This is a genomic window from Streptomyces sp. NPDC030143 (assembly GCF_055573695.1).
This window is the reverse complement of sequence record NZ_JBVIAY010000003.1, coordinates 159,110-184,176: the sequence shown is the minus strand read 5'-3', so window position 1 is coordinate 184,176 and position 25,067 is coordinate 159,110. Positions and strand designations below refer to the sequence as shown.

The 25,067-nt window shown below is 71.8% G+C and carries 19 protein-coding genes and 1 pseudogene; 9 read left to right on the top strand and 11 right to left on the bottom strand.

What is annotated here, in order from left to right:
• Positions 1–18: 18 nt before the first annotated feature.
• Positions 19–1,023: a hypothetical protein gene (locus ACZ4YY_RS06965; RefSeq protein WP_468284633.1), complete on the top strand. Its 1,005-nt coding sequence runs from the start codon at positions 19–21 to the stop codon at positions 1,021–1,023.
• A gap of 124 nt (positions 1,024–1,147) precedes the next feature.
• On the opposite strand, the gene ACZ4YY_RS06960 is transcribed toward ACZ4YY_RS06965, so the two are convergent.
• Complete coding sequence (locus tag ACZ4YY_RS06960; protein ID WP_468284631.1) at positions 1,148–2,416, bottom strand: MFS transporter; 1,269 nt, start codon at positions 2,414–2,416, stop codon at positions 1,148–1,150.
• An 81-nt stretch (positions 2,417–2,497) separates the two neighbouring features.
• Here ACZ4YY_RS06960 and recO point away from each other — a divergent pair, with 81 nt between their 5' ends.
• Together recO and ACZ4YY_RS06950 are read left to right on the top strand one after the other, a co-directional pair.
• On the top strand, positions 2,498–3,244 hold the full coding sequence (gene recO, locus ACZ4YY_RS06955) for a DNA repair protein RecO (RefSeq protein WP_468284629.1): 747 nt from the start codon (positions 2,498–2,500) through the stop codon (positions 3,242–3,244).
• A gap of 23 nt (positions 3,245–3,267) precedes the next feature.
• The gene (locus ACZ4YY_RS06950) at positions 3,268–4,119 is read left to right on the top strand and encodes an isoprenyl transferase (protein ID WP_468284627.1); all 852 of its coding nucleotides are present in this window, start codon (positions 3,268–3,270) and stop codon (positions 4,117–4,119) included.
• A gap of 121 nt (positions 4,120–4,240) precedes the next feature.
• On the opposite strand, the gene ACZ4YY_RS06945 is transcribed toward ACZ4YY_RS06950, so the two are convergent.
• The 4 genes from ACZ4YY_RS06945 to ACZ4YY_RS06930 form a co-directional block, all read right to left on the bottom strand.
• Positions 4,241–4,651 (bottom strand): Fur family transcriptional regulator, encoded by a 411-nt coding sequence (locus ACZ4YY_RS06945; RefSeq protein WP_468284625.1) that lies wholly within the window; start codon positions 4,649–4,651, stop codon positions 4,241–4,243.
• 103 nt (positions 4,652–4,754) lie between these two features.
• Positions 4,755–5,657 (bottom strand): metal ABC transporter permease, encoded by a 903-nt coding sequence (locus ACZ4YY_RS06940; protein WP_468284623.1) that lies wholly within the window; start codon positions 5,655–5,657, stop codon positions 4,755–4,757.
• The gene (locus ACZ4YY_RS06935) at positions 5,657–6,433 is read right to left on the bottom strand and encodes a metal ABC transporter ATP-binding protein (RefSeq protein WP_468284621.1); all 777 of its coding nucleotides are present in this window, start codon (positions 6,431–6,433) and stop codon (positions 5,657–5,659) included. Before ACZ4YY_RS06935 ends, ACZ4YY_RS06940 begins: the two co-directional genes overlap by 1 nt.
• A gap of 17 nt (positions 6,434–6,450) precedes the next feature.
• Positions 6,451–7,410, bottom strand: coding sequence for a metal ABC transporter substrate-binding protein (locus ACZ4YY_RS06930; RefSeq protein WP_468284619.1), 960 nt, complete (start codon positions 7,408–7,410; stop codon positions 6,451–6,453).
• A gap of 175 nt (positions 7,411–7,585) precedes the next feature.
• Here ACZ4YY_RS06930 and ACZ4YY_RS06925 point away from each other — a divergent pair, with 175 nt between their 5' ends.
• The gene (locus ACZ4YY_RS06925; protein ID WP_468284617.1) at positions 7,586–8,968 is read left to right on the top strand and encodes a glycine--tRNA ligase; all 1,383 of its coding nucleotides are present in this window, start codon (positions 7,586–7,588) and stop codon (positions 8,966–8,968) included.
• 63 nt (positions 8,969–9,031) lie between these two features.
• On the opposite strand, the gene ACZ4YY_RS06920 is transcribed toward ACZ4YY_RS06925, so the two are convergent.
• A complete protein-coding gene (locus tag ACZ4YY_RS06920; protein ID WP_468284616.1) occupies positions 9,032–10,144 on the bottom strand; it encodes an endonuclease/exonuclease/phosphatase family protein in 1,113 nt (370 codons plus the stop codon).
• Between the two features lie 144 nt (positions 10,145–10,288).
• Between ACZ4YY_RS06920 and ACZ4YY_RS06915 the strand changes: the two genes are divergently transcribed.
• Positions 10,289–10,543: a hypothetical protein gene (locus ACZ4YY_RS06915; protein WP_468284614.1), complete on the top strand. Its 255-nt coding sequence runs from the start codon at positions 10,289–10,291 to the stop codon at positions 10,541–10,543.
• A 239-nt stretch (positions 10,544–10,782) separates the two neighbouring features.
• Positions 10,783–11,703: a UTP--glucose-1-phosphate uridylyltransferase gene (locus tag ACZ4YY_RS06910; protein ID WP_468284612.1), complete on the top strand. Its 921-nt coding sequence runs from the start codon at positions 10,783–10,785 to the stop codon at positions 11,701–11,703.
• Between the two features lie 6 nt (positions 11,704–11,709).
• On the opposite strand, the pseudogene ACZ4YY_RS06905 reads toward ACZ4YY_RS06910, so the two are convergent.
• A pseudogene (locus tag ACZ4YY_RS06905) lies at positions 11,710–12,018 on the bottom strand (MFS transporter); the annotation flags it as partial.
• Positions 12,019–12,105: 87 nt separating this feature from the next.
• Positions 12,106–13,551: an MFS transporter gene (locus ACZ4YY_RS06900; protein WP_468284610.1), complete on the bottom strand. Its 1,446-nt coding sequence runs from the start codon at positions 13,549–13,551 to the stop codon at positions 12,106–12,108.
• A gap of 96 nt (positions 13,552–13,647) precedes the next feature.
• Here ACZ4YY_RS06900 and dusB point away from each other — a divergent pair, with 96 nt between their 5' ends.
• On the top strand, positions 13,648–14,799 hold the full coding sequence (gene dusB / locus ACZ4YY_RS06895; protein WP_468284608.1) for a tRNA dihydrouridine synthase DusB: 1,152 nt from the start codon (positions 13,648–13,650) through the stop codon (positions 14,797–14,799).
• Positions 14,800–14,811: 12 nt separating this feature from the next.
• Here the strand turns inward: dusB and ACZ4YY_RS06890 are convergent, their stop codons facing one another.
• From ACZ4YY_RS06890 to ACZ4YY_RS06880, 3 genes are all read right to left on the bottom strand, one after another.
• On the bottom strand, positions 14,812–16,776 hold the full coding sequence (locus tag ACZ4YY_RS06890; protein ID WP_468284606.1) for an alkaline phosphatase family protein: 1,965 nt from the start codon (positions 16,774–16,776) through the stop codon (positions 14,812–14,814).
• A gap of 154 nt (positions 16,777–16,930) precedes the next feature.
• On the bottom strand, positions 16,931–18,868 hold the full coding sequence (locus ACZ4YY_RS06885) for an amylo-alpha-1,6-glucosidase (protein WP_468284604.1): 1,938 nt from the start codon (positions 18,866–18,868) through the stop codon (positions 16,931–16,933).
• Complete coding sequence (locus tag ACZ4YY_RS06880) at positions 18,865–20,484, bottom strand: MGH1-like glycoside hydrolase domain-containing protein (RefSeq protein ID WP_468284603.1); 1,620 nt, start codon at positions 20,482–20,484, stop codon at positions 18,865–18,867. The genes ACZ4YY_RS06885 and ACZ4YY_RS06880 overlap by 4 nt, the downstream gene beginning before the upstream one ends.
• Positions 20,485–20,615: 131 nt before the next feature.
• Between ACZ4YY_RS06880 and ACZ4YY_RS06875 the strand changes: the two genes are divergently transcribed.
• Together ACZ4YY_RS06875 and ppdK are read left to right on the top strand one after the other, a co-directional pair.
• The gene (locus ACZ4YY_RS06875; RefSeq protein ID WP_468284601.1) at positions 20,616–21,836 is read left to right on the top strand and encodes an ROK family protein; all 1,221 of its coding nucleotides are present in this window, start codon (positions 20,616–20,618) and stop codon (positions 21,834–21,836) included.
• Between the two features lie 415 nt (positions 21,837–22,251).
• Positions 22,252–24,999, top strand: coding sequence for a pyruvate, phosphate dikinase (gene ppdK / locus ACZ4YY_RS06870; RefSeq protein WP_468284599.1), 2,748 nt, complete (start codon positions 22,252–22,254; stop codon positions 24,997–24,999).
• Positions 25,000–25,067 lie beyond the last annotated feature (68 nt).

Sequence of the window (25,067 nt, the reverse complement as noted above, 5' to 3'; positions counted from 1 at the left end):
ACGGGGGGAGAAAGAGAGATGGATGCACCGACGAACTCGTACGGCCGAGGTGACGGGCAGAGAGGCACCGGCGGCGACAGCGCACGCCAGCTGACGCTCAAACTGCTGGTCACCGTGGTGGTGGGCGGTGTGGTCTACGTCCTCACCAACGTCCTGCTGCCCAAGGAGGAGGGGCCCTGGCAGCTCGTGCTGTCCGTGCTGTGCGGCGGCACCGTACTGATCGTGCAGTTCATGGCGTCGTTCGTGAACCAGCTGAGCGAGCTGAAGGACGTCGTGGAGAAGCGGTTCGCCGACATAGGCGAGGCGACCAAGCTCTTCAACGAGGTGGAGAAGCTGCGCGGCGACGGGGTGCCCCGGCTCGCCGAGCACGCCACCAAGGTCGTCTCCATGGGGCCGGCCATCCTGCACGACTTCGCCCACGAGGAGATCAACCGCCTCGCCGGGCAGATGGAGGACCTCACCAACCTCACCGCGGAATCCCCGGGCGAGAACCACGACTGGCTCATGACGCTGACCAAGTGCACCAGGATCGGCATCGACGCCATCAGCACCAGCGTGGTCGACGACGGCTTCTGGTCCACCGAGCCCGCGAACCGCTACCTGACCGCGCAGCGCGAGGCGATCCTCGAGCGGGAGATCACGGTCCGGCGCCTGTTCATCGTCAAGGAACACCAGGAGCGCGCCGCGCTGACCCCGATCTGCGAGGAGCAGCGGGAGATGGGCATCCACGTCCGGGTGGTGGCCCTGGACCGGCTCCCGGCCCACCTCCGTCGCGGCAAGATGATCGACTTCATCATCTTCGACAGAGCGCTCTCCTACGAGATCCACCCCGACCAGTTGGGACTGAACTCCTCGACCGGGGTGAACGCCCGGCCGGAACTGGTCCAGCCCTTACAGCGCCGCTTCGAGCAACTGTGGGAGGCCGCCCGGGAACCACACCCGTCCCCGAACGGCCGTCCCGATCCGGACGGCATCCGTTCGCTGACCGGCCCGGGCGCCGGCGACGATCCCGCCGGAGCGTGACGCGGGGGCCTCGGCCGAGCGACCAGGCCGGCACCCCCGCCGTCGACGAGATCGTGGTGGGGGCGCGTCCCGGTCCGGTTCGCGAGGAACGTGCGGCGGGCCGTGGGGGTGTGGCGCGGGAAGCCTAGGACCGCTCTCCCCCCGGTTCGGTGATCTCCGGGGTCCTCCGCGTCACGGACGCCCGGCCCCGGCCATCGGGCGCGGACAGCAACAGCGGCGTAGCCAGCAGCAGCACCCCCGCGGCCGCGAGGGCGGTGCGCGGGCCGGAGAGGCTCGCGAGGGCGCCCCCCAGGGCGGTCAGCGTCGCGATGCCCGCCCTGGTGCCGACCGACCACGCCGACAACGTACGGGCCACCCGGTCCGTCGGGGTCAGCTCCAGCCGGGACGTGGCGAGGACCGGGTTGAAGACGGCGCAGCAGGTGATCAGCCCCAGCTCGACGGCCATCACGAGCGCCAGTCCGCCCGGGCCGGGCCGGACGAAGGCCAGCCCGAGCGGCCAGAGCGCCCGCAGCGTCCCCGACGTGAGCAGCACCCGGCGCCGCCCGTACCGGGCGACCAGCCGCGGGGCCAGCCGGGAGCCCACCAGACCGCCGACGCACGGCACGGCGAAGGCGAGCGTGTACTGCCAGGGCGCGAAGCCGAGCGGGCCCAGCATCAGCACGGCCAGCGGGGGCGCACCTGCCATGATCAGACCGTTGACCAGGGCCGCGTTGAGGAACAGCGGGCGCAGAGTGCGGTGGGAGAGGAGATGCCGCCAGCCCGCGAGGAGGTCTCCGGCGGTCATCCGGTCCGAGGGCGTCTCCCGGGCGGGTCGCGGCTCGCGCCCGCCGATCGCCCGCAGCCCCGCCGCGGAGAGCAGGTAGCTGACCGCGTCCGCCGCGACCGTCACCACCGGTCCGAACAGGGACATCGCCAGCGCGCCGAGCGGTGGCCCGACCATGGTGGCCGTCCAGGTCGTCGACTCGAACCGCCCGTTCGCGACGAGCAGGTCCTCGGGCGGCACGAGCGCCTTCAGGAAGGCACCGCCGGCCGCCGTGAACGAGATGTCGGCCGCGGCGACGACCGCCGACACCAGCAGCAGCTGTCCCAGGCCGAGGCCGCCCAGCGCGAAGGCCGCCGGCACGCTCAGCAGGGCCCCGCACCGCACGAGGTCCGCCGCGACCATCACCGGCCGCTTGCGCCGGAACTCCACCCACGGCCCGAGCGGCACCGCGAGCACCGCCCCCACCGCGGGGCCCACGGCCGCCAGCGCCGCCACCTCGGCCGGCCCGGCGTGCAGTTCCACCACGGCGATCAGGGGAAACGCGTTGAACGCCAGCCAGGTCCCGAAGCTGCTGACGGCATACGCCCCCCACAGCCACCCGAACGCCCGCCCCAGCGCACGTCTCGCCACCGCTCCTCCTCGGTCCCGGAACCCGGGCGATCGTAGTGGGCGGCGCACACGACCTCCTCCGCGTGGGCGAGAATGGGCCGCATGAGTCTGTTCCGCGACGACGGCATCGTGCTGCGCACCCAGAAGCTGGGTGAGGCGGACCGGATCATCACGCTGCTCACCCGCGGTCACGGCCGTGTGCGGGCCGTGGCCCGGGGCGTGCGGCGCACGAAGTCGAAGTTCGGGGCCCGCCTGGAGCCGTTCTCCCACGTCGACGTGCAGTTCTTCGCGCGCGGCAGCGAGCTGGTCGGGCGCGGGCTGCCGCTGTGCACGCAGAGCGAGACCATCGCACCCTACGGCGGCGGGATCGTCAGCGACTACGCCCGGTACACCGCCGGGACGGCCATGCTGGAGACCGCCGAGCGGTTCACCGACCACGAGGGCGAGCCGGCCGTGCAGCAGTACCTGCTGCTCGTCGGGGCGCTCCGCACGCTCGCCCGGGGCGAACACGCGCCGCACCTGGTCCTCGACGCCTTCCTGCTGCGCTCCCTCGCCGTCAACGGCTACGCGCCCAGCTTCGGCGACTGCGCCAAGTGCGGCATGCCGGGACCCAACCGGTTCTTCTCCGTGGCGTCCGGCGGCTCCGTCTGCGCCGACTGCCGGGTGCCCGGCAGTGTCGTACCGTCGCCGCAGACCCTGGAACTCCTGGGAGCGCTGCTCACGGGAGACTGGGGGACGGCGGACGCGTGCGAGGCGCGCCACGTCCGCGAGGGCAGCGGGCTGGTGTCCGCCTACCTGCACTGGCATCTGGAGCGCGGCCTGCGCTCCCTTCGGTACGTCGAGAAATAAGCACCAGAGGAGACGAGAAGCACATGGTCGTACGCGGGTTCCTGGGCCGCCAGCGCCGCGAGTACCGGAAGCCGGAGCCGCATCCGTCCGGCGCCCGCGCGCCGAAGCTGCCCGGCGAGCTGGTCCCCGAGCACGTCGCGATCGTCATGGACGGCAACGGACGCTGGGCCAAGGAGCGCGGGCTGCCGCGCACCGAGGGCCACAAGGTCGGCGCCGAGCGCGTCCTGGACGTCCTGCAGGGTGCCGTCGAGATCGGTGTGCGCAACATCTCCCTGTACGCGTTCTCCACCGAGAACTGGAAGCGCTCGCCCGACGAGGTGCGCTTCCTGATGAACTTCAACCGCGACTTCATCCGCAAGACCCGCGACCAGCTCGACGAGCTGGGCATCCGGGTGCGCTGGGTGGGCCGGATGCCCAAGCTGTGGAAGTCGGTCGCCAAGGAGCTCCAGATCGCCCAGGAGCAGACCAAGGGCAACGACCGGCTCACCCTGTACTTCTGCATGAACTACGGCGGCCGTGCGGAGATCGCCGACGCGGCGATGGCCATCGCCGAGGACGTGAAGGCCGGGCGCCTCGACCCGTCGAAGGTGACGGAGAAGACCTTCGCGAAGTACCTGTACTACCCGGACATGCCGGACGTCGATCTGTTCCTGCGGCCCAGCGGCGAGCAGCGCACCTCCAACTACCTGCTCTGGCAGAGCGCGTACGCCGAGATGGTCTTCCAGGACGTCCTGTGGCCGGACTTCGACCGCCGTGACCTGTGGCGGGCCTGCCTCGAGTTCGCCTCCCGCGACCGCCGCTTCGGCGGTGCGATCCCCAACGAGGAGCTCCTGGCCATGGAAGGGGGCTCTCCGGACCAGCGGTCCACCTCGTAGCCGCCGCGCGTTCCCCCGGTTCCGTCGACGCCGCGGGGGACCGCCCACGGCCTCCCGCAGCGTCGCGACGGCCAGGACGGCTCGCTCTCGGGGGTCCTCGCGCTGGGAGCGCGAGGACCCCTCAGAGCGCCGAACAGTCCGCGCAGGTGCCGAAGATCTCCACCGTGTGCGCCACGTTCACGAAGCCGTGCTCCGCGGCGATGGCCTCCGCCCACCTCTCGACGGCGGGACCCTCGACCTCGACCGCCTTGCCGCAGGCGCGGCAGACGAGGTGGTGGTGGTGCTCGCCGGTGGAGCAGCGGCGGTAGACGGACTCGCCGTCGGAGGTGCGCAGGACGTCGACCTCGCCGGCGTCGGCGAGGGACTGCAGCGTGCGGTAGACCGTGGTCAGCCCGACGGAGTCACCCTTGTGCTTGAGCATGTCGTGGAGCTCCTGCGCGCTGCGGAACTCCTCGACCTCGTCGAGCGCCGCCGCCACGGCGGCACGCTGCCGGGTGGCGCGGCCCTTCACGGGCGATCCAGCGGTCGTCACCGATGCCTCCTTCGATGGCTCGTTGGCCTGCGAGGCGCTGCGGCCCTTACGCGGTTCACCTGTGCGCCTGCCGGGCCATTGTGCCAGTCCGGGTTGTGCGCGGTCAGGCGCCGACCCCGTCGCCGGCACCTCGGGTGGCCGGAATAGCACACTCCGTGGGATCGCCGGCGGGCTGCGCGGCGGCGAGCGCCCGGGCGCGGCGGCGGGCCAGCGGTGCGGCCAGCGCGGTCAGCGCGACGAACGCGGCGATGGTCAGCAGCACGATCGTCGCGCCGGGCGGGACGTCCTGGTAGTACGAGGTCACCGTGCCGCCGATGGTCACGCTCACGCCGATCGCGACGGCGACGGCGAAGGTCGCCGCGAAACTGCGGCTGAGCTGCTGGGCCGCCGCGACCGGAACCACCATCAGGGCCGAGACCAGCAGCAGGCCGACCACCCGCATGGCGACCGTCACCGTCACGGCCGCGGTGACCGCGGTGAGCAGGTTCAGCGCGCGCACGGGCAGGCCCGTCACCCGGGCGAACTCCTCGTCCTGGCTGACGGCGAACAACTGCCGGCGCAGACCGAGGGTGACGAGGACCACGAAGGCCGCGAGGACGCAGATCGCCGTCACGTCCGACTCGGACACCGTCGACAGCGAGCCGAACAGGTACGACGTCAGGTTGGCGTTGGAGCCGGTCGGCGCCAGGTTGATGAACATCACGCCGCCGGCCATGCCGCCGTAGAAGAGCATGGCGAGGGCGATGTCGCCGCGGGTCCTGCCGTACCAGCGGATCAGTTCCATCAGGACCGCGCCGAGGACGGAGACGAGGGTCGCCATCCACACCGGCGACCAGGACAACAGGAAGCCGAGGCCGACGCCGGTCATCGCGACGTGACCGATGCCGTCGCCCATGAGGGCCTGGCGGCGCTGGACGAGGTAGATGCCGACGGCGGGGGCGGTGATGCCGACCAGGACGGCGGCGAGCAGCGCCCGCTGCATGAAGGCGTAGTCGAGGAAGTCCATCAGCTCAGCAGTCCCGTGCGGATCGGTTCGGCGCCCGCCGGTGCGTGCGGGTGTACGTGGTCGTGGCCGGGGAGGGCGTGCTGGCCGACGGCCTTCGGAGGCGGACCGTCGTGCGTGACGCAGCCGTCGCGCAGGACGACCGCCCGGTCGATGAGGGGCTCCAGGGGGCCCAGTTCGTGCAGCACGAGCAGGACCGTCGTGCCCTGCGCCACCTGCCCGCGCAGCGTCTGGGCCAGCACCTCCTGGCTGGCCAGGTCGACGCCCGCCATCGGCTCGTCCATGATCAGCAACTCGGGTTCCGGGGCGAGCGCGCGGGCGATGAGGACCCGCTGGTGCTGGCCGCCGGAGAGGGCGTCGACGGAGTCCTTGGCGCGGTCGGCCATCCCGACGAGGTCCAGCGCGTGCCGTACGGCCGCGTGGTCGGCCCTGCGCAGGATCCCGAAGCGGGCCCGGGACAGACGCCCGGAGGAGACGACCTCGGTCACGGTCGCGGGGACGCCGCCCGAGGCGGTGGTGCGCTGCGGGACGTACCCGACGCGCGCCCAGTCCCGGAAGCGCGCACGGGGCGTGCCGAAGAGCTCGATCTCCCCGGCGCTGACCGGGACTTGGCCGATGACGCTGCGCACGGCCGTCGACTTGCCGGAGCCGTTGGCGCCGAGCAGGGCGACGACCTCACCCCGGTGCACGGTGAGGTCGATGCCGCGCAGGACGGGGCGCGAGCCCAGTTCGGCGCGGACGCCGCGCAGGGAGATGACGCGCTGGTCCGTGGGGTCCATGACGCCCTCCGTAAGAATCACTTGGTTCCCAGGGCCGTCTGCAGGGCCTTGAGGTTCGCCTCCTGGACCGAGAAGTAGTCCGTGCCCCGGGACTTGGAGGTGATGCCCTCGATCGGGTCGAGGACGTCCGTTTTCAGGTTCGCGTCCCGGGCGATGGTCTTCGCGGTCTTGTCGCTGACGAGCGTCTCGTAGAACACGGTCGTGACGCCGTCCGCCTTGGCCATCTTCTCAAGCTCCTTGACGCGTGCGGCGCTCGGCTCCGACTCGGGGTCGAGGCCGTTGATGGCCTCCTCGGTCAGGCCGTAGCGCTCGGCGAGGTAGCCGAAGGCGGCGTGGGTGGTGATGAAGACCTTGGTCCTGGTGTTCTTCAGCCCGGTCTCGAACCGGGTGTTCAGGGCGTCGAGCTTCGTCACCAGGGCGGCGGTGTTCTTCCGGTAGTCGGCCGCGTGGTCCGGGTCGGCCTTCTCGAAGGCCTTGCCGACGCCCTGGGCGACCTGCGAGTAGCGCACCGGGTCGAGCCAGATGTGGGGGTCGAGGCCGGCCATCTCCTCGTTCTCGTGCTCGTCGTGCTCGGCCGCGTGGCCGCCGACCTCGTTGCCGTGCTTCTCCATCGTGGTCAGGGAGCCGGCGTCGATCTTCGTCTTGACCTCGGACTGGGCCACCGCGTCGTCGACGGAGGGCTGGAGGTTCTTCAGGTAGAGCACCGCGTCGGACTTCTGGAGCTGCGCGGTCTGCTTGGCGCTGATCTCCAGGTCGTGCGGTTCCTGGCCGGGCTGGGTGAGGCTGGTGACCTGAACATGGTCGCCGCCTATCTGCTCGGCGAGGAAGGCCATCGGGTAGAACGACGCGACGACGTCGAACTTGTCCGTGTTGCCGGCGGCGGCGCTCTCACCGGAGCAGGCCGAGAGGGTCCCGAGACCGAGGACGGCGGCGGCCGCAACGGCTATCCCGGATATGTGCTGTCGTCGTACGTTCATGACAGTCATTTTCAACAAATATGGAAACCGTTGTCAACAAACATCCTGGTAAGGCCTGAGTCAAGATCGGGAGGCGGGGGACCGATTTGGTCGAGGGGGATCCCCCGCCGGTACGCTGAAGCATTCGCTGGAAGCATCTCGCTTCGTCGCCCGTCGTCGTTATGAAGAGAGCACCGTGGCCGCCGACAAGATCGACACCATCGTCAGCCTGAGCAAGCGCCGTGGCTTCGTATTCCCCTGTAGTGAGATCTACGGCGGCCAGCGCGCCGCTTGGGACTACGGACCGCTGGGTGTCGAGCTCAAGGAGAACCTGAAGCGCCAGTGGTGGCGCTACATGGTGACGTCGCGCGAGGACGTGGTCGGTATCGACTCGTCCGTCATCCTGGCCTCCGAGGTCTGGGTCGCCTCCGGTCACGTCGCCACCTTCACCGACCCGCTCACCGAGTGCACCTCCTGCCACAAGCGGTTCCGCGCGGACCACCTGGAGGAGGCCTACGAGGCCAAGCACAACCGCCTCCCGGAGAACGGCCTGGCCGACGTCAACTGCCCCAACTGCGGCAACAAGGGCCAGTTCACCGAGCCCAAGCAGTTCTCGGGCCTGCTGTCGACGCACCTCGGCCCGACCCAGGACTCCGGCTCCGTCGCCTACCTGCGCCCCGAGACCGCCCAGGGCATCTTCACCAACTTCGCCCAGGTGCAGACCACTTCGCGCCGCAAGCCGCCGTTCGGCATTGCGCAGATGGGCAAGTCCTTCCGCAACGAGATCACGCCCGGCAACTTCATCTTCCGCACCCGCGAGTTCGAGCAGATGGAGATGGAGTTCTTCGTCAAGCCGGGCGAGGACGAGAAGTGGCAGGAGTACTGGATGGAGCAGCGCTGGAACTGGTACACCGGTCTCGGCCTGCGTGAAGAGAACATGCGCTGGTACGAGCACCCCAAGGAGAAGCTCTCCCACTACTCCAAGCGCACCGCCGACATCGAGTACCGCTTCCAGTTCGGCGGCAACGAATGGGGCGAGCTGGAGGGCGTGGCCAACCGCACCGACTACGACCTCGGCGCCCACGCCAAGGCCTCCGGCCAGGACCTCTCCTACTTCGACCAGGAGGCCGGCGAGCGCTGGACGCCGTACGTCATCGAGCCCGCGGCCGGTGTCGGCCGCGCGATGCTGGCGTTCCTGCTCGACGCCTACGTCGAGGACGAGGCGCCGAACGCCAAGGGCAAGCTGGAGAAGCGCACGGTGCTGCGCCTGGACCACCGCCTCGCCCCGGTGAAGGTGGCCGTCCTGCCGCTGTCCCGCAACCCCGAGCTGTCCCCGAAGGCCAAGGGGCTCGCCCAGGCGCTGCGCCAGCACTGGAACATCGAGTTCGACGACGCCGGCGCGATCGGCCGCCGCTACCGCCGCCAGGACGAGATCGGCACGCCGTACTGCGTCACCGTCGACTTCGACACCCTCGAGGACAACGCGGTGACCGTGCGCGAGCGTGACTCGATGAAGCAGGAGCGCGTGTCGCTGGACCAGATCGAGGGCTACCTGGCCGGGCGCCTCATCGGCTGCTGAGGCCCCTGCGGGCGACATCGGGTGCCGGGTCCCTCCCCGAGGGGCCCGGCACTCGTCGTTCGCCTACAGGTCCAGGTCCACGTAGAGGGCGGCGTGGTCGGAGGCCGCGGTGAGCTTCGACGTGACCTCGTCGAAGGATTTGATGCCGTCCGCGAAGATGCCCCGGGTCTCCAGACCGACGTGCTGCACCTCGTCCCACAGCGACGGCGCGAGCATCAGGTAGTCGAGCTTGTCCCGCTCGGTTCTGCACGTCCCGTGGGTGCCGGGCAGTCCGCGGTAGGAGCGGTGCGTCATCGCGTCGCGCGCTCCGGTGTCCCGCACCGCCGCGGCCGGCGCGCTCTCCGGGGTGTCGTTGAGGTCCCCGGCGACGATGACGTGCGGGGTGCGCTCCAGGGCGGACCGGTAGATCTCCGCGACCCGCCTCGCCTGGGCCAGCCGCAGGGCGGGGTTGTCCTGGAACTTGCTCTTGAGGTGGTTGCCGAGGATCACCAGGGGGGTGCCGTTCACCTGGATCTCGTACTCGGGGCAGTCCCGGCTGAAGAGACGCTCGGCGGGACGTTCCGGCTGGGTCTCGAAGAGGTGGGACCGGACGGACGTGACCGGATGGCGGCTGAGGATCCCGATGTCGATGCCCCGGGGGTCGTTGCCGTCGACCAGCAGGTTGTAGGGGTACGGCCGCCTGCCGAACGCCCCGGCCAGGACCTGTGTGGTGAAGCGCTCCAGGGTGAGCCGGTCCTCGACCTCCACGGCGAGCAGGATGTCGGCGTCGACCTCCGAGACCACCCGGCCGGTGTTCCGCACGGCGTCCGGGTCGAGGTCGTCCCGTCCCAGTTCGGCCCAACCCGCCCACGAGTCGCGGCCCCCGGCGATGACCTCGACCGTCGTTGCGCTGCCCGACCCCGAGGTCGTGAACAGTCCGCCCGCCCTGCCCGGACGGGACTGGTTGACGAAGATCGGCGGCGGGTCGTCGGGGTCGACCACGTACGCCCGGTGCTTCTTGACGAGCCGGGCGATCTCCGCCCTGTCCTCGTCCCGGTAGGTCTGCAGGTCGAGCAGGGAGACCAGCGCGGCGAAGTCGCCGAGGACCTCCGCGCGCCCCGCCGGCTCCGGCAGGCGGAAGGCCGTGGGCCGACGGAACACGTTCTCCATGTTGAAGGTGCCGATCCGAACGCTCATGACGCGCCTCCCACGGCGGCGCGGAGACCGCGGGGCGCCGACGGCAGGCGCCGCCGGGATGACTGCACGCCGACATCTCCCATTGTCCTCGGGCCCGCGGTCCCCTTCGACCGGACACATGACAGATGACAGATATTGAAATGTGTGAGGGGAGAGCTGGCCGGTCAGGTCGGCGAGCACCTCGCCGACCTGACCGGCCAGCTCACCCGGATCATCGAGGCGGGCGTTGCCTCCGGCGTCTTCGCCGCCCCCGCCCCGGCCGTCGCGGCCCGCACCGTCTTCCACGCCTCCGGCCGCTTCCACGACCCCGGTTACTTCACGCTGTGGGAGCGCCCGGAGGCCGACGCCGACTTCGCGGCACTGGTGGAACTGCTGCTCAGGGGCTTGCGGGCGGGCTGAGGGCGCCTTGCCCCATGAGCGCCGATCAGTCCGCGTGGCCTGGTGCCGTGCGGCGCGGGGCGCCGGGGAGCCCTCGTGGCGGCGGAGTCCCCGGTGCCGTGCGGCAACGCGGCGAGGTGCGGCCGGTCCGCGCGGCCCGGGCGGGCACAGTGCAGGGATCCTCGAAGGTCCGGCGGGCTAGAGTGTGCGGCCGGCCGCGAGGCAACGCGACGAACCGAGAGAGAACCCGGAGAGACCAGATGTCCCCGACGATCCGCAGGGCCGTGATCCCCGCCGCCGGACTCGGCTCCCGCCTGCTGCCCCTGACCAAGGCGACGCCCAAGGAGATGCTGCCGGTCGGCGACAAGCCGGTGATCGAGCACACCGTGCGCGAGCTGGTGGACTCCGGCATCACCGACATCACCATCGTCGTCTCGGGCGGCAAGTCCCTGATCCAGGACCACTTCCGCCCCAACCCCGCCCTGGTCGAGCAATTGCACGCCGACGGCAAGACGGCCTACGCGGAGGCGGTGGAGGAGGTCGCCGAGCTGGCCCGTCAGGGCCACATCACCTACCTCGACCAGCACGGCCCGTACGGCAACGGCACGCCTGTCCTGAACGCCGCCCGCGCCTTCGGCGACGAACCCGTGCTGGTGCTCTGGCCCGACGACGTCTTCGTCGCCGAGGTGCCCCGCGCCCAGCAGCTGATCCGCGCCTACGAGCAGACCGGCTGCCCCGTCCTCGCCCTCATGCCGATGGCACCGGCCGACTCCCGCCGCTACGGCGTGCCCGTCGTCAAGGAGGACCTCGGCGGCGGCACGCTCCGCATCACCGGCCTGATCGAGAAGCCGGAGCCCAGCGCCGCGCCGTCGTCGTACGCGGCCATCGGCGGGTACGCCATCACTCCGGGCATCGTCGACGAACTGCGCGAGCAGACCCGACGCTGGTACGAGCACCGGACCGGAGAGATCTACCTCACCGACGCCATCAACGCCTACGCCTCCACCCGTGCCGTCTACGGCCAGGTCATCCAGGGCCGCTGGTACGACACCGGCAACCCCTCCGACTACCTCGTCGCCCAGATGGCCCACGCCCTCGCCCATCCCGAGTACGGCCCCGTCCTGCGCGGACTGGTCGCCGACCTCGACGCGGGCGACGGGGGGTCACCGGCGGTCGGGTGAGCGGGCTCACGCCTTGCGCGGCGGCCGCAGACTCGGCAGCCCGGTCACGGCGACGCCCGCCAGCCGCACCGCCAGCGTCGTGACCAGGGCGTCGCGCATGCCCATGCCCGGCACCAGGGAGAGGAAGAGGGTGCCGAGGGTGGCCACGCCCAGGGCCAGGGCGCCTGCTGGGTCGTCACCATCATGCCTTCCCACGCCCGCGCGGGCCGGCGGCACCTCGGACAACGCGATCCGCATGACGACGGGCAGCTGGAGGGCCTGGCCGGCCCCGGCGACGGCCGTCCCGGGAAGCAGCTCCAGGAAGCCCACGCCGGGCCGCCAGTCGGCGCGGACGGCCAGGACGATCAGCAGGACGCCTGCACCTGATCGCCACCCGGGCGGGCGCGCAGGAGGACGTGGCGCTCAGGCGCTGACGCCCGTCGCCTCCCGCACGTCCTGGGCCTCGAGCCGTTCGGCGGTCCGCTCGGCCGTCCGGCGGGCCCACGGGCCGGTGGTCAGCACCCCGAGGACGAGGACGAGCAGGCCACAGCCGGTGAGGACCCACCAGCCGGGGACGGCGGCCGAGACGAACGTCTCACGGTACGCCAAGGCGCTCACCCCGGCCGCGAGCACCGCGCCGACCACCGCGACGCCGAGCGTCTGGCCCAGCTGGCGGCTCGTGGAGGCGACGGCGGCGGCCACGCCCGCCTGGCCGCGCGGCATCCCCGACACCGCGGTGTTGGTGATCGGCGCGTTCACGAAGCCGAAGCCCACGCCGAACAGCACGTAACCGAGGAACAGCGTCCCGTCGGAGGTCTCGGCCTCGAAGGCGGCGAACAGCACCCCGCTCGCCGTCATCGCGAGGCCCGCCACCAGCAGCGGCAGCCGCGGGCCCCGACCGCCCACCAGCCGCCCGGACAGCGGCGCGCACAGGAACGTCGGGACGGCCATGGGCAGCATCCACAGACCCGCGTGCAGGGCGTCAAGACCGCGCACGTTCTGCAGGTACAGCGTCGACAGGAACAGGAACCCGCCGAGCGCCGCGAACGCGCTGATCGCCACCACGGTCGCCCCGCTGAACGGCACGGAACGGAAGAACCGCAGGTCGATCAGGGGCTCGTCGCGGCGCGGTTCGTACCACAGCAGTCCGGACAGGGCGGCCAGCGCGACGGCCGCGAGGGGACCGCTCGTCGCGAGCCCGGCCGTCGGCGCCTCGATGATCGCGTACGTCAGGGACCCGAAGAGCGCGATGACCAGCACCTGGCCGACCGGGTCGGGCCGGCGGGCCCGGTGCGCCCGGGACTCGGGGACATGGCGCAGGGTCAGCAGGAGGGCCGCGAGGCCGACCGGGAGGTTGACCCAGAAGATCGCACGCCAGCCCACCGCCTCCACCAGCAGTCCGCCCACGAGGGGGCCGAGGGCCATCGAGATGCCGACGACCGCACCCCACACGCCGATGGCGCGGGCGCGCTCGCGCGGGTCGGTGAAGGTGTTGGTGATGATCGACATGGCGACCGGGTTGAGCATCGAGCCGCCGACCGCCTGCACCGTCCGGGCCGCGATCAACAGCTCCAGGTCGGGGGCGAGGGAGCACAGCAGCGAGCCGGCCGAGAACACGACCAGGCCGGTCACGAAGACCTTCTTGCGGCCGATCCGGTCGGCGGTGGAGCCCGCGAGCATCAGCAGCCCGGCCAGCACCACCGTGTAGGCGTCGATCGTCCACTGCAGGCCGGAGGTGCCGGCGTGCAGGTCGCGCTCCATCGCGGGCAGGGCGACGTTCAGCGCGGTGGTGTCGAGGCTCACGATCAGCAGGCTCATGCAGCAGATCGCGAGCACGAGCAGACGTCGTCTCCGGCCGAGCTCGGGCATGGGGTTCATCGTACGCCCGTATCGATAGTGCGTCTAACTAATGACCCGTACAGGATCATTGCCCGGCCACCCCCCGGCGTGCGTGACAATGGGGGAATGCCCACGACCGCGCCCTCACAGCAGACGACTCTCGAAATCGGCCCGCACACCGTCCGGCCGCCCGTCGTGCTGGCCCCCATGGCGGGGATCACCAACGCCCCGTTCCGCACCCTGTGCAGGGAGTTCAGCGGCGGCAAGGGCCTGTTCGTGAGCGAGATGATCACGACCCGGGCGCTGGTCGAGCGCAACGAGAAGACCATGCAGCTGATCCACTTCGACGCGACCGAGAAGCCGCGCTCGATCCAGCTGTACGGCGTCGACCCGGCGACCGTCGGCAAGGCCGTCCGCATGATCGCGGAAGAGGGCCTCGCCGACCACATCGACCTCAACTTCGGCTGCCCGGTCCCCAAGGTCACCAGGAAGGGCGGCGGCTCGGCGCTGCCCTACAAGCGCCACCTGCTGCGGGCCATCCTGCGTGAGGCCGTCGGCGGGGCGGGCGACCTGCCCGTCACGATGAAGATGCGCAAGGGCATCGACGACGACCACATCACCTACCTCGACGCCGGCCGCATCGCCGTCGAGGAGGGCGTGACCGCGATCGCCCTGCACGGCCGCACCGCCGCCCAGCACTACGGCGGCACCGCCGACTGGGACGCCATCGCCCGGCTGAAGGAGCACGTCCCGGAGATCCCCGTCCTCGGCAACGGCGACATCTGGTCCGCCGAGGACGCCCTGCGGATGGTCCGGGAGACCGGCTGCGACGGCGTCGTCGTCGGCCGCGGCTGCCTGGGCCGGCCGTGGCTGTTCGCCGACCTGGTCGCCGCCTTCGAGGGGCGCACGGACTTCCGCAGGCCCACCCTGCGCGAGGTCGCCGACGTCATGGTCCGCCACGCCACCCTGCTCGGCGAGTGGATCGGCGACGAGACCAGGGGCGTCGTCGACTTCCGCAAGCACGTCGCCTGGTACCTGAAGGGCTTCGCGGTCGGCTCCGAGATGCGCAAGCGACTGGCGATCACCTCGTCCCTCGCCGCACTGCGCGCCGGACTCGACGAGCTGGACCTCGACCAGCCCTGGCCGGCCGGCGCCGACGGGCCCCGCGGCCGGACGTCCGGCAACAACCGGGTGGTGCTGCCGGACGGCTGGCTCAAGGACCCCTACGACTGCGCCGGCGTGGGCGAGGACGCCGAACTGGACACCTCCGGGGGCTGACCCCGGCCGGCTTCAGTCCCTCGCCGGATGCGGCGTCGACCCGTACGCGGTCAGGAAGCGGTCGCGGAACGAGCTCATCTTCCACACGGGCGCGTCGTGCGCCGGCCGCAGGCCGTCCGTCCACTTCCAGTCCGCGATCCGGTCGAGGACCTCCGGGTCCTTGGCGACGATCGACACCGGGACGTCCCGGCCGGAGTCCGTGCCGCTGATGCGGGTGACGGGCTGGTGGTCGCCGAGGAAGACCAGCACGGTGTCGTCGCCGCCGTAGCGCTCCAGCCACTGGGTGAGCGCGGTCACCGAGTACTGGACCGACCGGCCGTACGCCTCACGGGACCGGGTGGCGTCGGCGATGACCGCGGAGGCGTTCGGACCGGCCTTCTTGACGGCGTCGAAGACCGACCCGTCGCCCACCTCGTCCCAGCCGACCATCGTCGGCTGCGGCGCCCAGGGCGCGTGGCTGGAGGTCAGGATGATCTCCGACATCAGCGGCCTGTCGCGCTTCCTGCCGTGCTCCAGCCGCTGGAACGCCTCCAGCGCGTACTGGTCGGGCATCGTCGACCAGGCGAACTTCGGTCCCCGGTAACCCAGTTGGAAGGCGTTGTAGACCTTGTCGAGGCCGTAGAACTCCTGTTCCGGCCAGGCCTTCTGCACGCCCGGCATGACCCCGACCGTGTCCCAGGCGCCGCTCTTCCGGAAGGCCTTGGTGAGGCTGAGGTGGTCGCTGGCCATCACGGTGCGGTAGCGCTGCTGGGTGTTGACCCACAGGCCGGACAGGGTGGTGGAGTGCCCGAGCCAGCTGCCGCCGCCGAACGTCGACGACGTCAGCCAGCCGCTCCGGGCGTGGTAGCCCGCCTTCTCCAGGGCCTGCCCGCCGGCGGCCAGGGTGCGGCCCACGCCGGGCCCGATCAGCGGGTCCTCGATCGCGACGCGGCCGTAGCTCTCGACGAACGCGAAGATCACGTCCTTGCCCCGCAGGTCGGGCAGGAGCTCGGCGGGCGGGGTGGCCCCGAACGGGTCGTGGCGGGCCTCCTTCGCGAACGCGGCCTCGTCCCGCAGGGTCTCGCGGACCTGCCGCGCCTGGGCGGCGAGGGTGTCGGTGACCCGGTCGGCGGCGACCGGCAGCCCGGCGAGCTGAACGCCGAGCACCGAGCAGGTGATCCACACCGTGCCGGAGAACAGTGTCGCCCGGGTCGCCCGCTGGGTGTGGCGCGCCAGCAGGCCGGAGAGCCGGACCGTGGCCAGCGCGAGGCCGGTGAACAGCCCGACGACCAGCAGCAGCAGCCCCGCCGTGGCGGCCAGGGCGGTGGCCCGGCCCATCGAGTCGGCGACGTAGGACTGGGCGTCGTCGAGCAGCTCCCAGTCCAGGATCACGTTGAAGTCGCGGCCCAGGTACTCGGCGAAGTACATGTCGAGCAGGTTCAGCACCGTCACCGCCGCGAGGACCACACCCCCCAGCGCGGCCACGACCACCCGCGGCCGGCGCGGCAGCGCCAGCAGCACGGCCGCTGCGACGATCGCCTCGCCGGGCAGCCGCACGAACCGCTGCGGCTGGAGCGCGGCGAGCCGGTCCGGCAGCAGCAGCGCCACGGCGACCAGGACGACGGACAGCACGGTCGCCGCCCACCACACCGCCCGCGCCGCCCGCGGGTGGCGCTCACGCCAGGCACGCCGGTGCGCGAACCGCTCCCGCAGTGTCCGCGGGACGGCACCGGGGACCGCGGACTCGTCGTCGTGGGCGCCTTCCTGCGCCGGTTCCCGGCGTTCGTCGCCGGCCGTTTCCCGGCGTTCGTCCTGGGCCGGCTGACGGCGTTCGTCGCCGGCCGTTTCCCGGCGTTCGCCGTCCCTCGATTCCCGGGCCGTCTCCCGGATTTCGTCCTCGGTCGCTTCCCCGGCCGTTTCCCGGCCCTCGTCCTCGGGCGTCGCGGCGTCGCCGTCCGTCGCGTCGGGCGGGTGGGGTTGGCGTGTGGAGACAGGCACCCGAGGGTCCTTCCGTACGAAGCCCGGTGGTTCGGCGGACCCGGCGTGGAGGACCGGATCCGCCGCAGAGTCGTACGGCCTGCTCCCGGCCGGTGTTCAGCGGCCCCGTCCTACGCTCGGCAAACTTCGCGCAAACGTCCGGCCAAGGACCGCGTCACGCGCCGCCCACCGCCGTGAGCAGCGCCAACGGGGCGGCCGCCGACCGGGACTCCCGTACGCACGCGTGAGGGTACGGCACCGGCTCGGCGTGCGTGTCACGGCCGTAGCCCGCGAGGACCTCGGGCAGCCGGTGCCCGGTCGCGGTCGCCGCGTCGACCAGGCCGAGCGCGACCGTGCGGGCCTCGTCGTGCAGCCCGTAGCGGGCCAGCCCCAGCGCGATCAGCGCGTTGTCGTGCGGCCAGACCGAACCCCGGTGGTAGGACAGCGGGTGGTACGCCGGCTGCCCGGCCGCGAGTGTGCGCACGCCCCAGCCGGAGAAGAAGTCGGGTTCCAGGAGACGCCGGCCGACCACGGCCCCGTACTCCTTGTCCAGCAGCCCGGACCACAGCAGATGACCGGCGTCCGAGGCGAGCGCGTCGACCCGGTGGCCCCGGCCGTCCAGCGCGAGGGCGGGGAAGGAGTGCTCCGGCATCCAGAAGTCCCGCTGGAAGCGGTCGCGCAGATCGGCGGCCGCCTGTTCCAGCAGCGCCGCGTAGGTGTCGTCCCCCCACACCGTGCGCGCCACCCACGCCGTGCGGCGCAGCGCGTCGTAGGCGTAGCCCTGGGCCCCGGCCGCCGTCACGGGGCCGGTCGGGCGGGTGCCGTCGGCCGAGCAGATGGCGCCGACGGAGTCCTTCCAGTTCTGGTTGGCGAGACCGCCGCGGTCGGCGCGGTAGACCAGGTAGCCGCGCGAGGTGAGCCCGCCGTGGTCGAGCATCCACCCGACGGCCGCGCGCGCGTGCGGCTCCAGCCGGCGGGCGAGGGCCGTGTCACCGGTCTGCTCGACGTACGCGCCGAGCAGGACGAGGAAGAGCGGGGTGGCGTCCACCGAGCCGTAGTAGCGGCCGTACGGCACCTGGTGGAAGTGGGCGAGCTCGCCGTGCCGCACCTCATGGACGATCTTGCCGGGCTGGGCGACCGACTCGGGATCCGTCCCGGTCGCCTGGGCCGCGGCGAGGGCCAGCAGGGTGGCGGCGGCCGAGCGGGGGTGGTAGGGGAGGGCGAAGAACGACGTGAGCAGGGCGTCACGGCCCAGCAGGGTCAGGAACCAGGGGGCGCCGGCCGCCGGGACGCGCAGCTCCTCACCGTCCGGACCGGTCGCCGGCACCTGGAGCGCGGCGAGGTCCGCCAGGCCCCGCGCACAGGCGGCGGCCAGCTCGGGCCAGCCGGTCGGGAAGGCCACGCCTTCCATGAACTCGCCCTCGTGCGCAAGTACCTTTTCGGTCACCGCCGCCGGGGAGCTGGGGACGCGCAGGGCCCGCCTCTCGCCGTGCGGCCGGGCGATCACCCGCAGGGTCAGCGCGGCCGAGTCGTGCGGCGGGAGTTCCAGCCGCCACACCAGACGGCGGGCGCCGGTGCCGGTCTCCTCCACGGCATCCGGGGCGGGGTCGGCCGTCACCGTCGTGACGGACCGCCACTCGCCGCGCTGGTAGGTGAACTCCACGCCGTGGTCGAGGACCTGACGACGGCGGACGGCGCCGGACTTGGTGTAGGTGCGGTGGTCGGAGCGGAGTTCGAACTGGTCGGTGAAGTCGGCGTCGACGGTGAGCGCGAGCCGGACCGTCGAGGGCACCGGACGGTTGCTGGTGACCCGCAGCGACTCGACGAACGAGCTGTCGCCGACGGCCTGCTCACGGAAGAGCGTGCAGGACGGCGGTTCGCTGCGGCCGCCGCGCGGCACGAGCACGCAGCGCGCGGCATCCCCGTCCGCGACCGGCGCGAGCACCTCCGGCACGGCGCCGTCGACCGTGAGCTGCCAGCGGCTGAGGTGCCGCGCGTCCCTGACGAACAGTCCGTCGGGGGAGCCGGCGCCCCGCACGCCGCTGATGTCCCCGCGGTCACCGACGGCGGCGAACGTCCCGCCGTGCACGAGCAGATGATGCCGGTCCGTCATCCCCGGTCCCCTCCCTTGAGTGCGGTGTCGTGCAGGTCGTTGCCGTGGTGCGGTGCGTCCGTGTGGGGCGCGGTGTCGCCGTGGTGCGGTGCGTCCGTGTGGGGCGCGGTGTCGCCGTGGTGCGGTGCGTCCGAGCCGCGCAGGTCGTTGCCGTGGTGCCGGTGGTGCGGACGGTCGGTGCCCCCTGGGCCGTCGCCGTCGCCGTCGCCGTCGCCTTCGCCCTCGCCCTCGCCGTCGTCGCCGTCCTGCCGGTGGTCCCTGTCGTGGAGCAGGTCGAGCGTGAGGGCGGCGGTCCAGCCGAAGTCGGCCGTGCCGCAGGCCTCGCCGGTGTACGGGTCGACGTACTCGGCGAACCCGGAGGCGCCCGCGAGGTCCAGCACGGCCTCGCGCAGCGCGTCCGCGGACGCCCGCTCGCCGTGCAGGCGCAGGCCCCGCTCCAGCAGCCAGCTGGTGTTGAACCAGGCCGGGCCGCGCCAGTAGCGGTGCGGGTCGAAGGCCTCGCCGAGCAGGTCGTAGCTGGGGACGAGGCGGGTGGCGGTGCCCAGCCCGAAGTGTGGGCCGCGCAGCGTCCCTACGAGGGCCTCGACCACCTCGCGCGGCAGGCCGGGCAGGAGCAGCGGCACCAGCCCGGAGACCCCGCGCTCGGGGATCGGCCCCCCGCCTCGCAGGTCCCGGCAGAGGAACAGACCCCGCGCCGGGTCCCACAGCCGGTCCACCAGCGCGGACGTCAGCCGCTCCGCACGCGCGCGGCGGGCCGTGCCCGGGGCTCCCAGGGCGTGCGCGATCCGGGCGAGGGCGTGCTCGGAGGCGATGAGCAGCGCGTTGAAGGCGGGGTCCTCGACGGCGAACCCGCCCGTCCCGTCGGCGTAGCCGCCGTCCCGGTAGTCCGTCGCCAGCCGCACGTACCGCCCGTAGTCGAGGTCCGTCGGACGGTCCTCCGCCGCCCCGTGGTCGAGGTCGGCGCGCCTGAAGGAGCGGGCGGGGGCGGGGGTGATCCGGGAGAGCGGGGCGTCCCACGCCGGGGCGTTGTCCATGCCCTGCTCCCAGGGGTGGACGACGGACACCAGCCCGCCCCCGCCCAGGTCCCGCCGGTGCAGCAGATAACGGTGCCAGGCGGCCAGCCGGGGGTACACCCGGGCGAGGAAGCCGCGCGCCCGGGACAGCCCCGGGTCGGCGCGGTGCACCAGCCAGGCCGCCAGCGCGTGCACCGGTGGCTGCACGATGCCGGAGGTCTGTACGGTGCGCGGGGCACCCGCGGCGCGCCCCGCGGTCGGGGAGCGCCAGAAGTCGGGGCTCGGGAAGTACGCGTCGAGCGGCACGGAGGGGTTGAAGACGATGTGCGGGATCCGCCCGTCACCCCACTGCGCGGCCAGCAGCGTCTCCAGCTCGGTCTGCGCCCGCAGCGGCGAGACGTGGCGCAGCCCGATCGCGACGAACGCGGAGTCCCACGACCACTGGTGCGGGTACAGGCCACGCGAGGGCACCGTGGAGGTTCCCGTCCAGTTGGCCTCCAGTACCCGCACCGCTCGAAGGCGCAGCGAACCGGCCGCCGGGGCCGGGTCGTATACAGCGGTGCGCTCCGCTGTGCGGGCCGTGATCTGGGCAGTGCTGTCCACTCGGGGCTCCCCGAAGAATGCCGATGACGGCCCGGTCGGGCCGGTTCGGCAGCGGCTACCGTAGGGTTACGTCTATTTAACACGCAAAACCCAATATGTAATGCAGGGTTGAGAAACACAAGGGGGTGCGCATGACCGGACAGCCGGGACGGACGGGCCGAGGGGCCGGTCAGGCAGGCGCCGGTGACCTGCTCGCGCTGGTGCGCACCGGCCGGGCGACGACACGCGGTGCCCTCCAGCAGGCCACCGGCCTGTCCCGGGCCACCGTCGGGACACGCCTGGACCGTCTGTTCCGCGCGGGCTGGCTGCGCGAGGGCGCCGGCGGTCCGGTCGACTCCCCGTTGGGCGGACGCCCCTCCATCACCCTGGAGTTCGACGACGCGCACGCCGTCGTCCTCGCCGCCGACCTCGACACCCGGCACGCCCGTGCGGCCGTGCTCTCCCTGACCGGCGAGATGCTCACCGAGCACTCGGGGACGCTGGTCGTCGAGGACGGCCCGGACGTGGTCCTGGAGGAACTCGGCCGCTGGTTCGCCGAACTGCTGGAGAAGACCGGCCGCCGTGCCGACGAGGTCTGCGGCATCGGGGTGGCCGTGCCCGGCCCGGTCGACAGCGGGACCGGCCGCGTCGTCCAGCCGCCGATCATGCCCGGCTGGGACGGCTACGACATACCCACCCGCCTGGCCAGGGCCTTCACCCAGCGCACGGGCGCACCGGCGCCCCCCGTCCTCGTCGACAACGACGCCAACCTCATGGCGTACGGCGAGCAGCGCACGGCCCACCCCGACTGCTCGGCGTTCGTGCTGGTCAAGGTGTCGACCGGAATCGGCGCCGGGGTGGTGGTGGACGGCTCGATCTACCGGGGCGTCGACGGTGGCGCCGGCGACATCGGGCACATCCGGGTGGGCGCGGAGGCCCTGTGCCGCTGCGGCTCCCACGGCTGTCTCGCGGCCGTGGCCAGCGGTGGCGCCGTGGCCAGGAAACTGGCGGAGACCGGGGTGCCGGCGGCCTCCGGCTCGGACGTGCGGGACCTGCTGGCCGCGGGGCACCCGGGGGCCGCGGCGCTCGCCCGGGAGGCGGGGAGGCAGGTCGGCGACGTGCTGGCGACGGTCGTGACGCTGCTCAATCCGGGGGTTCTGATGATCGCCGGGGACCTGGCCGGAACCGCTTTCCTCACCGGTGTGCGCGAGCTGCTCTACCAGCGGGCGCTGCCGCGCTCCACGGCCCGGCTGGAGGTCGTGACCTCGCGGCTGGGGGAACGGGCGGGGCTGGTGGGGGCCGGTGCGCTGGTCGTGGAGCACCTGTACTCGCCCGAGCGAGTGGAGGAACGGCTGCTGGCGCTGGGTGTGTGAGGCCGTGGGCCGTGGATGTCTCCGGTGGGGGGTACGTCCGCATGGTGGAACCGGGGCGTCCCCGAGAGCGTGATTCTCGCCACCCTTGATAGGGGTGCCGCTCAGATGAGCGGATCTTGGCCGTCTGCATTTCCTCAAGGTGTGGCACTCAGTGCCATCCCTTGATCGTTCATCGATCGAAATCAGACGGGCTGCACGCCGCTCGTTTGAGCGTAGAATGGGGGCCGTGAGAGTGGTTGCGTTCAAGAAATGAAAACATCTGCGGCGTGGCGCTTGCCAAGCCTTGACTTTCGATCCCCTGGCTGACGATCGGTTACAGGCGCATGACGCACAAGTGGACGTACCCAGACGCCTTTGATCTGGGTATGTTCCTGCCCGTCAGGGCAGCCACCGCGTCCTCGAGGAGTCGAGACCCGTGTCGGAAAACAAAGATCCCCACGTAGCTGAGTCGGCAGCGAGCGTTGAGGGCGTGAAGTTCGTCTACGACTTCACCGAGGGCAACAAGGACCTCAAGGACCTCCTCGGCGGCAAGGGCGCGAACCTCGCCGAGATGACCAACCTCGGCCTGCCGGTCCCGCCCGGCTTCACGATCACTACCGAGGCCTGCAAGGTCTACCTCGACAGCGGCGAGGAGCCGACGGCACTGCGTGACGAGGTGAGTGCGCACCTCGACGCGCTGGAACAGCGGATGGGCAAGAAGCTCGGCCAGGCCGACGACCCTCTCCTGGTCTCCGTCCGCTCCGGCGCGAAGTTCTCGATGCCCGGCATGATGGACACGGTCCTCAACATCGGCCTCTCCGACAAGTCGGTGCAGGGACTGGCCACCCAGGCCGGCGACGACCGCTTCGCGTGGGACTCCTACCGCCGGCTCATCCAGATGTTCGGCAAGACGGTCCTCGGCGTCGACGGTGACCTCTTCGAGGAGGCCCTGGAAGCGGCGAAGGCGGCCAAGAAGGTCACCGTCGACACCGAGCTGGAGGCCGCGGACCTCAAGAAGCTCGTCACCAAGTTCAAGAAGATCGTCAAGACCGAGGCCGGCCGGGACTTCCCGCAGGACCCGCGCGAGCAGATGGACCTCGCCGTCAAGGCCGTCTTCGACTCCTGGAACGGCGACCGGGCCAAGCTGTACCGGCGCCAGGAGCGCATCCCGCACGACCTCGGCACCGCGGTCAACGTCTGCTCCATGGTCTTCGGCAACCTGGGCCCCGACTCCGGCACGGGCGTCGCCTTCACCCGCGACCCCGCCAGCGGCCACCAGGGCGTCTACGGCGACTACCTGCAGAACGCCCAGGGCGAGGACGTCGTCGCCGGCATCCGCAACACCGTCCCGCTGGCGGACCTGGAGCAGATCGACAAGAAGTCGTACGACCAGCTGATGCAGATCATGGAGACGCTGGAGAACCACTACAAGGACCTCTGCGACATCGAGTTCACGATCGAGCGCGGTCAGCTGTGGATGCTCCAGACCCGGGTCGGCAAGCGCACCGCCGGCGCCGCCTTCCGCATCGCCACCCAGCTCGTCGACCAGGGCCTGATCGACGAGACGGAGGCGCTCCAGCGTGTCACCGGCGCACAGCTCGCCCAGCTGATGTTCCCCCGCTTCGACGACCAGGCCAAGACCGAGCAGGTCGGCCGGGGCATCGCGGCCTCGCCGGGCGCGGCGGTCGGCAAGGCCGTCTTCGACTCCTACACGGCCGTGAAGTGGTCCCGCTCGGGCGAGAAGGTCATCCTCGTCCGCCGCGAGACCAACCCCGACGACCTGGACGGCATGATCGCGGCCGAGGGCATCCTCACCTCGCGCGGCGGCAAGACCTCGCACGCCGCCGTCGTCGCCCGCGGCATGGGCAAGACCTGTGTCTGCGGCGCCGAGGAGCTCGAGGTCGACACCAAGCGCCGCCGGATGACGGTGCCGGGCGGCCACGTGGTGGAGGAGGGCGACCTCATCTCCATCGACGGCTCCACCGGCAAGGTCTACCTCGGCGAGGTTCCCGTCGTCCCCTCCCCGGTGGTCGAGTACTTCGAGGGCCGCATGCACGCGGGCGCCGACGACGCCGACGAACTGGTCGAGGCGGTCCACCGCATCATGGCGTTCGCCGACCGCAAGCGCCGGCTGCGGGTCCGGGCGAACGCGGACAACGCCGAGGACGCCCTGCGCGCGCGCCGCTTCGGCGCCCAGGGCATCGGCCTGTGCCGCACCGAGCACATGTTCCTCGGCGACCGCCGTGAGCTGGTGGAACGCCTGATCCTGGCGGACACGGAGACGGAGCGTGAGGAGTCGCTGAAGGGCCTGCTGCCGCTGCAGAAGCAGGACTTCGTCGAACTCTTCGAGGCGATGGACGGCCTCCCGGTGACGGTCCGACTCCTGGACCCGCCGCTGCACGAGTTCCTCCCCGACATCACCGAGCTGTCGGTCCGCGTGGCCCTGGCGGAGTCCCGTCAGGAGTCCCACGAGAACGACCTGCGTCTCCTCCAGGCGGTCCACCGCCTGCACGAGCAGAACCCGATGCTCGGTCTGCGCGGCGTGCGCCTGGGCCTCGTCATCCCCGGCCTGTTCACCATGCAGGTCCGTGCCATCGCCGAGGCCGCGGCGGAGCGCAAGAACGCCAAGGGCGACCCGCGCGCGGAGATCATGATTCCGCTCGTCGGCACGGTGCAGGAGCTGGAGATCGTCCGCGAGGAGGCCGACCAGGTCATCGCGGAGGTCGAGGCGGCGACGGGCGTCGAACTGAAACTGTCGATCGGCACGATGATCGAACTGCCGCGGGCCGCGCTGACCGCCGGTCAGATCGCCGAGGCGGCGGAGTTCTTCTCCTTCGGCACCAACGACCTGACCCAGACGGTGTGGGGCTTCAGCCGCGACGACGTCGAGGCGAGCTTCTTCACGGCCTACTTGGAGAAGGGCATCTTCGGCGTCTCCCCCTTCGAGACGATCGACAAGGACGGCGTCGGCTCCCTCGTGAAGGCCGCGGCGGAAGCGGGCCGTGCCACGCGCCCCGACCTGAAGCTGGGCGTGTGCGGCGAACACGGCGGTGACCCGGAGTCGGTTCACTTCTTCCACGAGGTCGGCCTGGACTACGTCTCCTGCTCGCCGTTCCGGATCCCGGTGGCGCGCCTGGAGGCGGGACGGGCCGCGACGCAGTCGGAGGGCAGCGACCACCGCTGACCTCCCCCGACCCCGGAGCCGCCGCTCGGTCCCCGACCCTCACCGATCGGCGGCGGCTCCGGCACGCA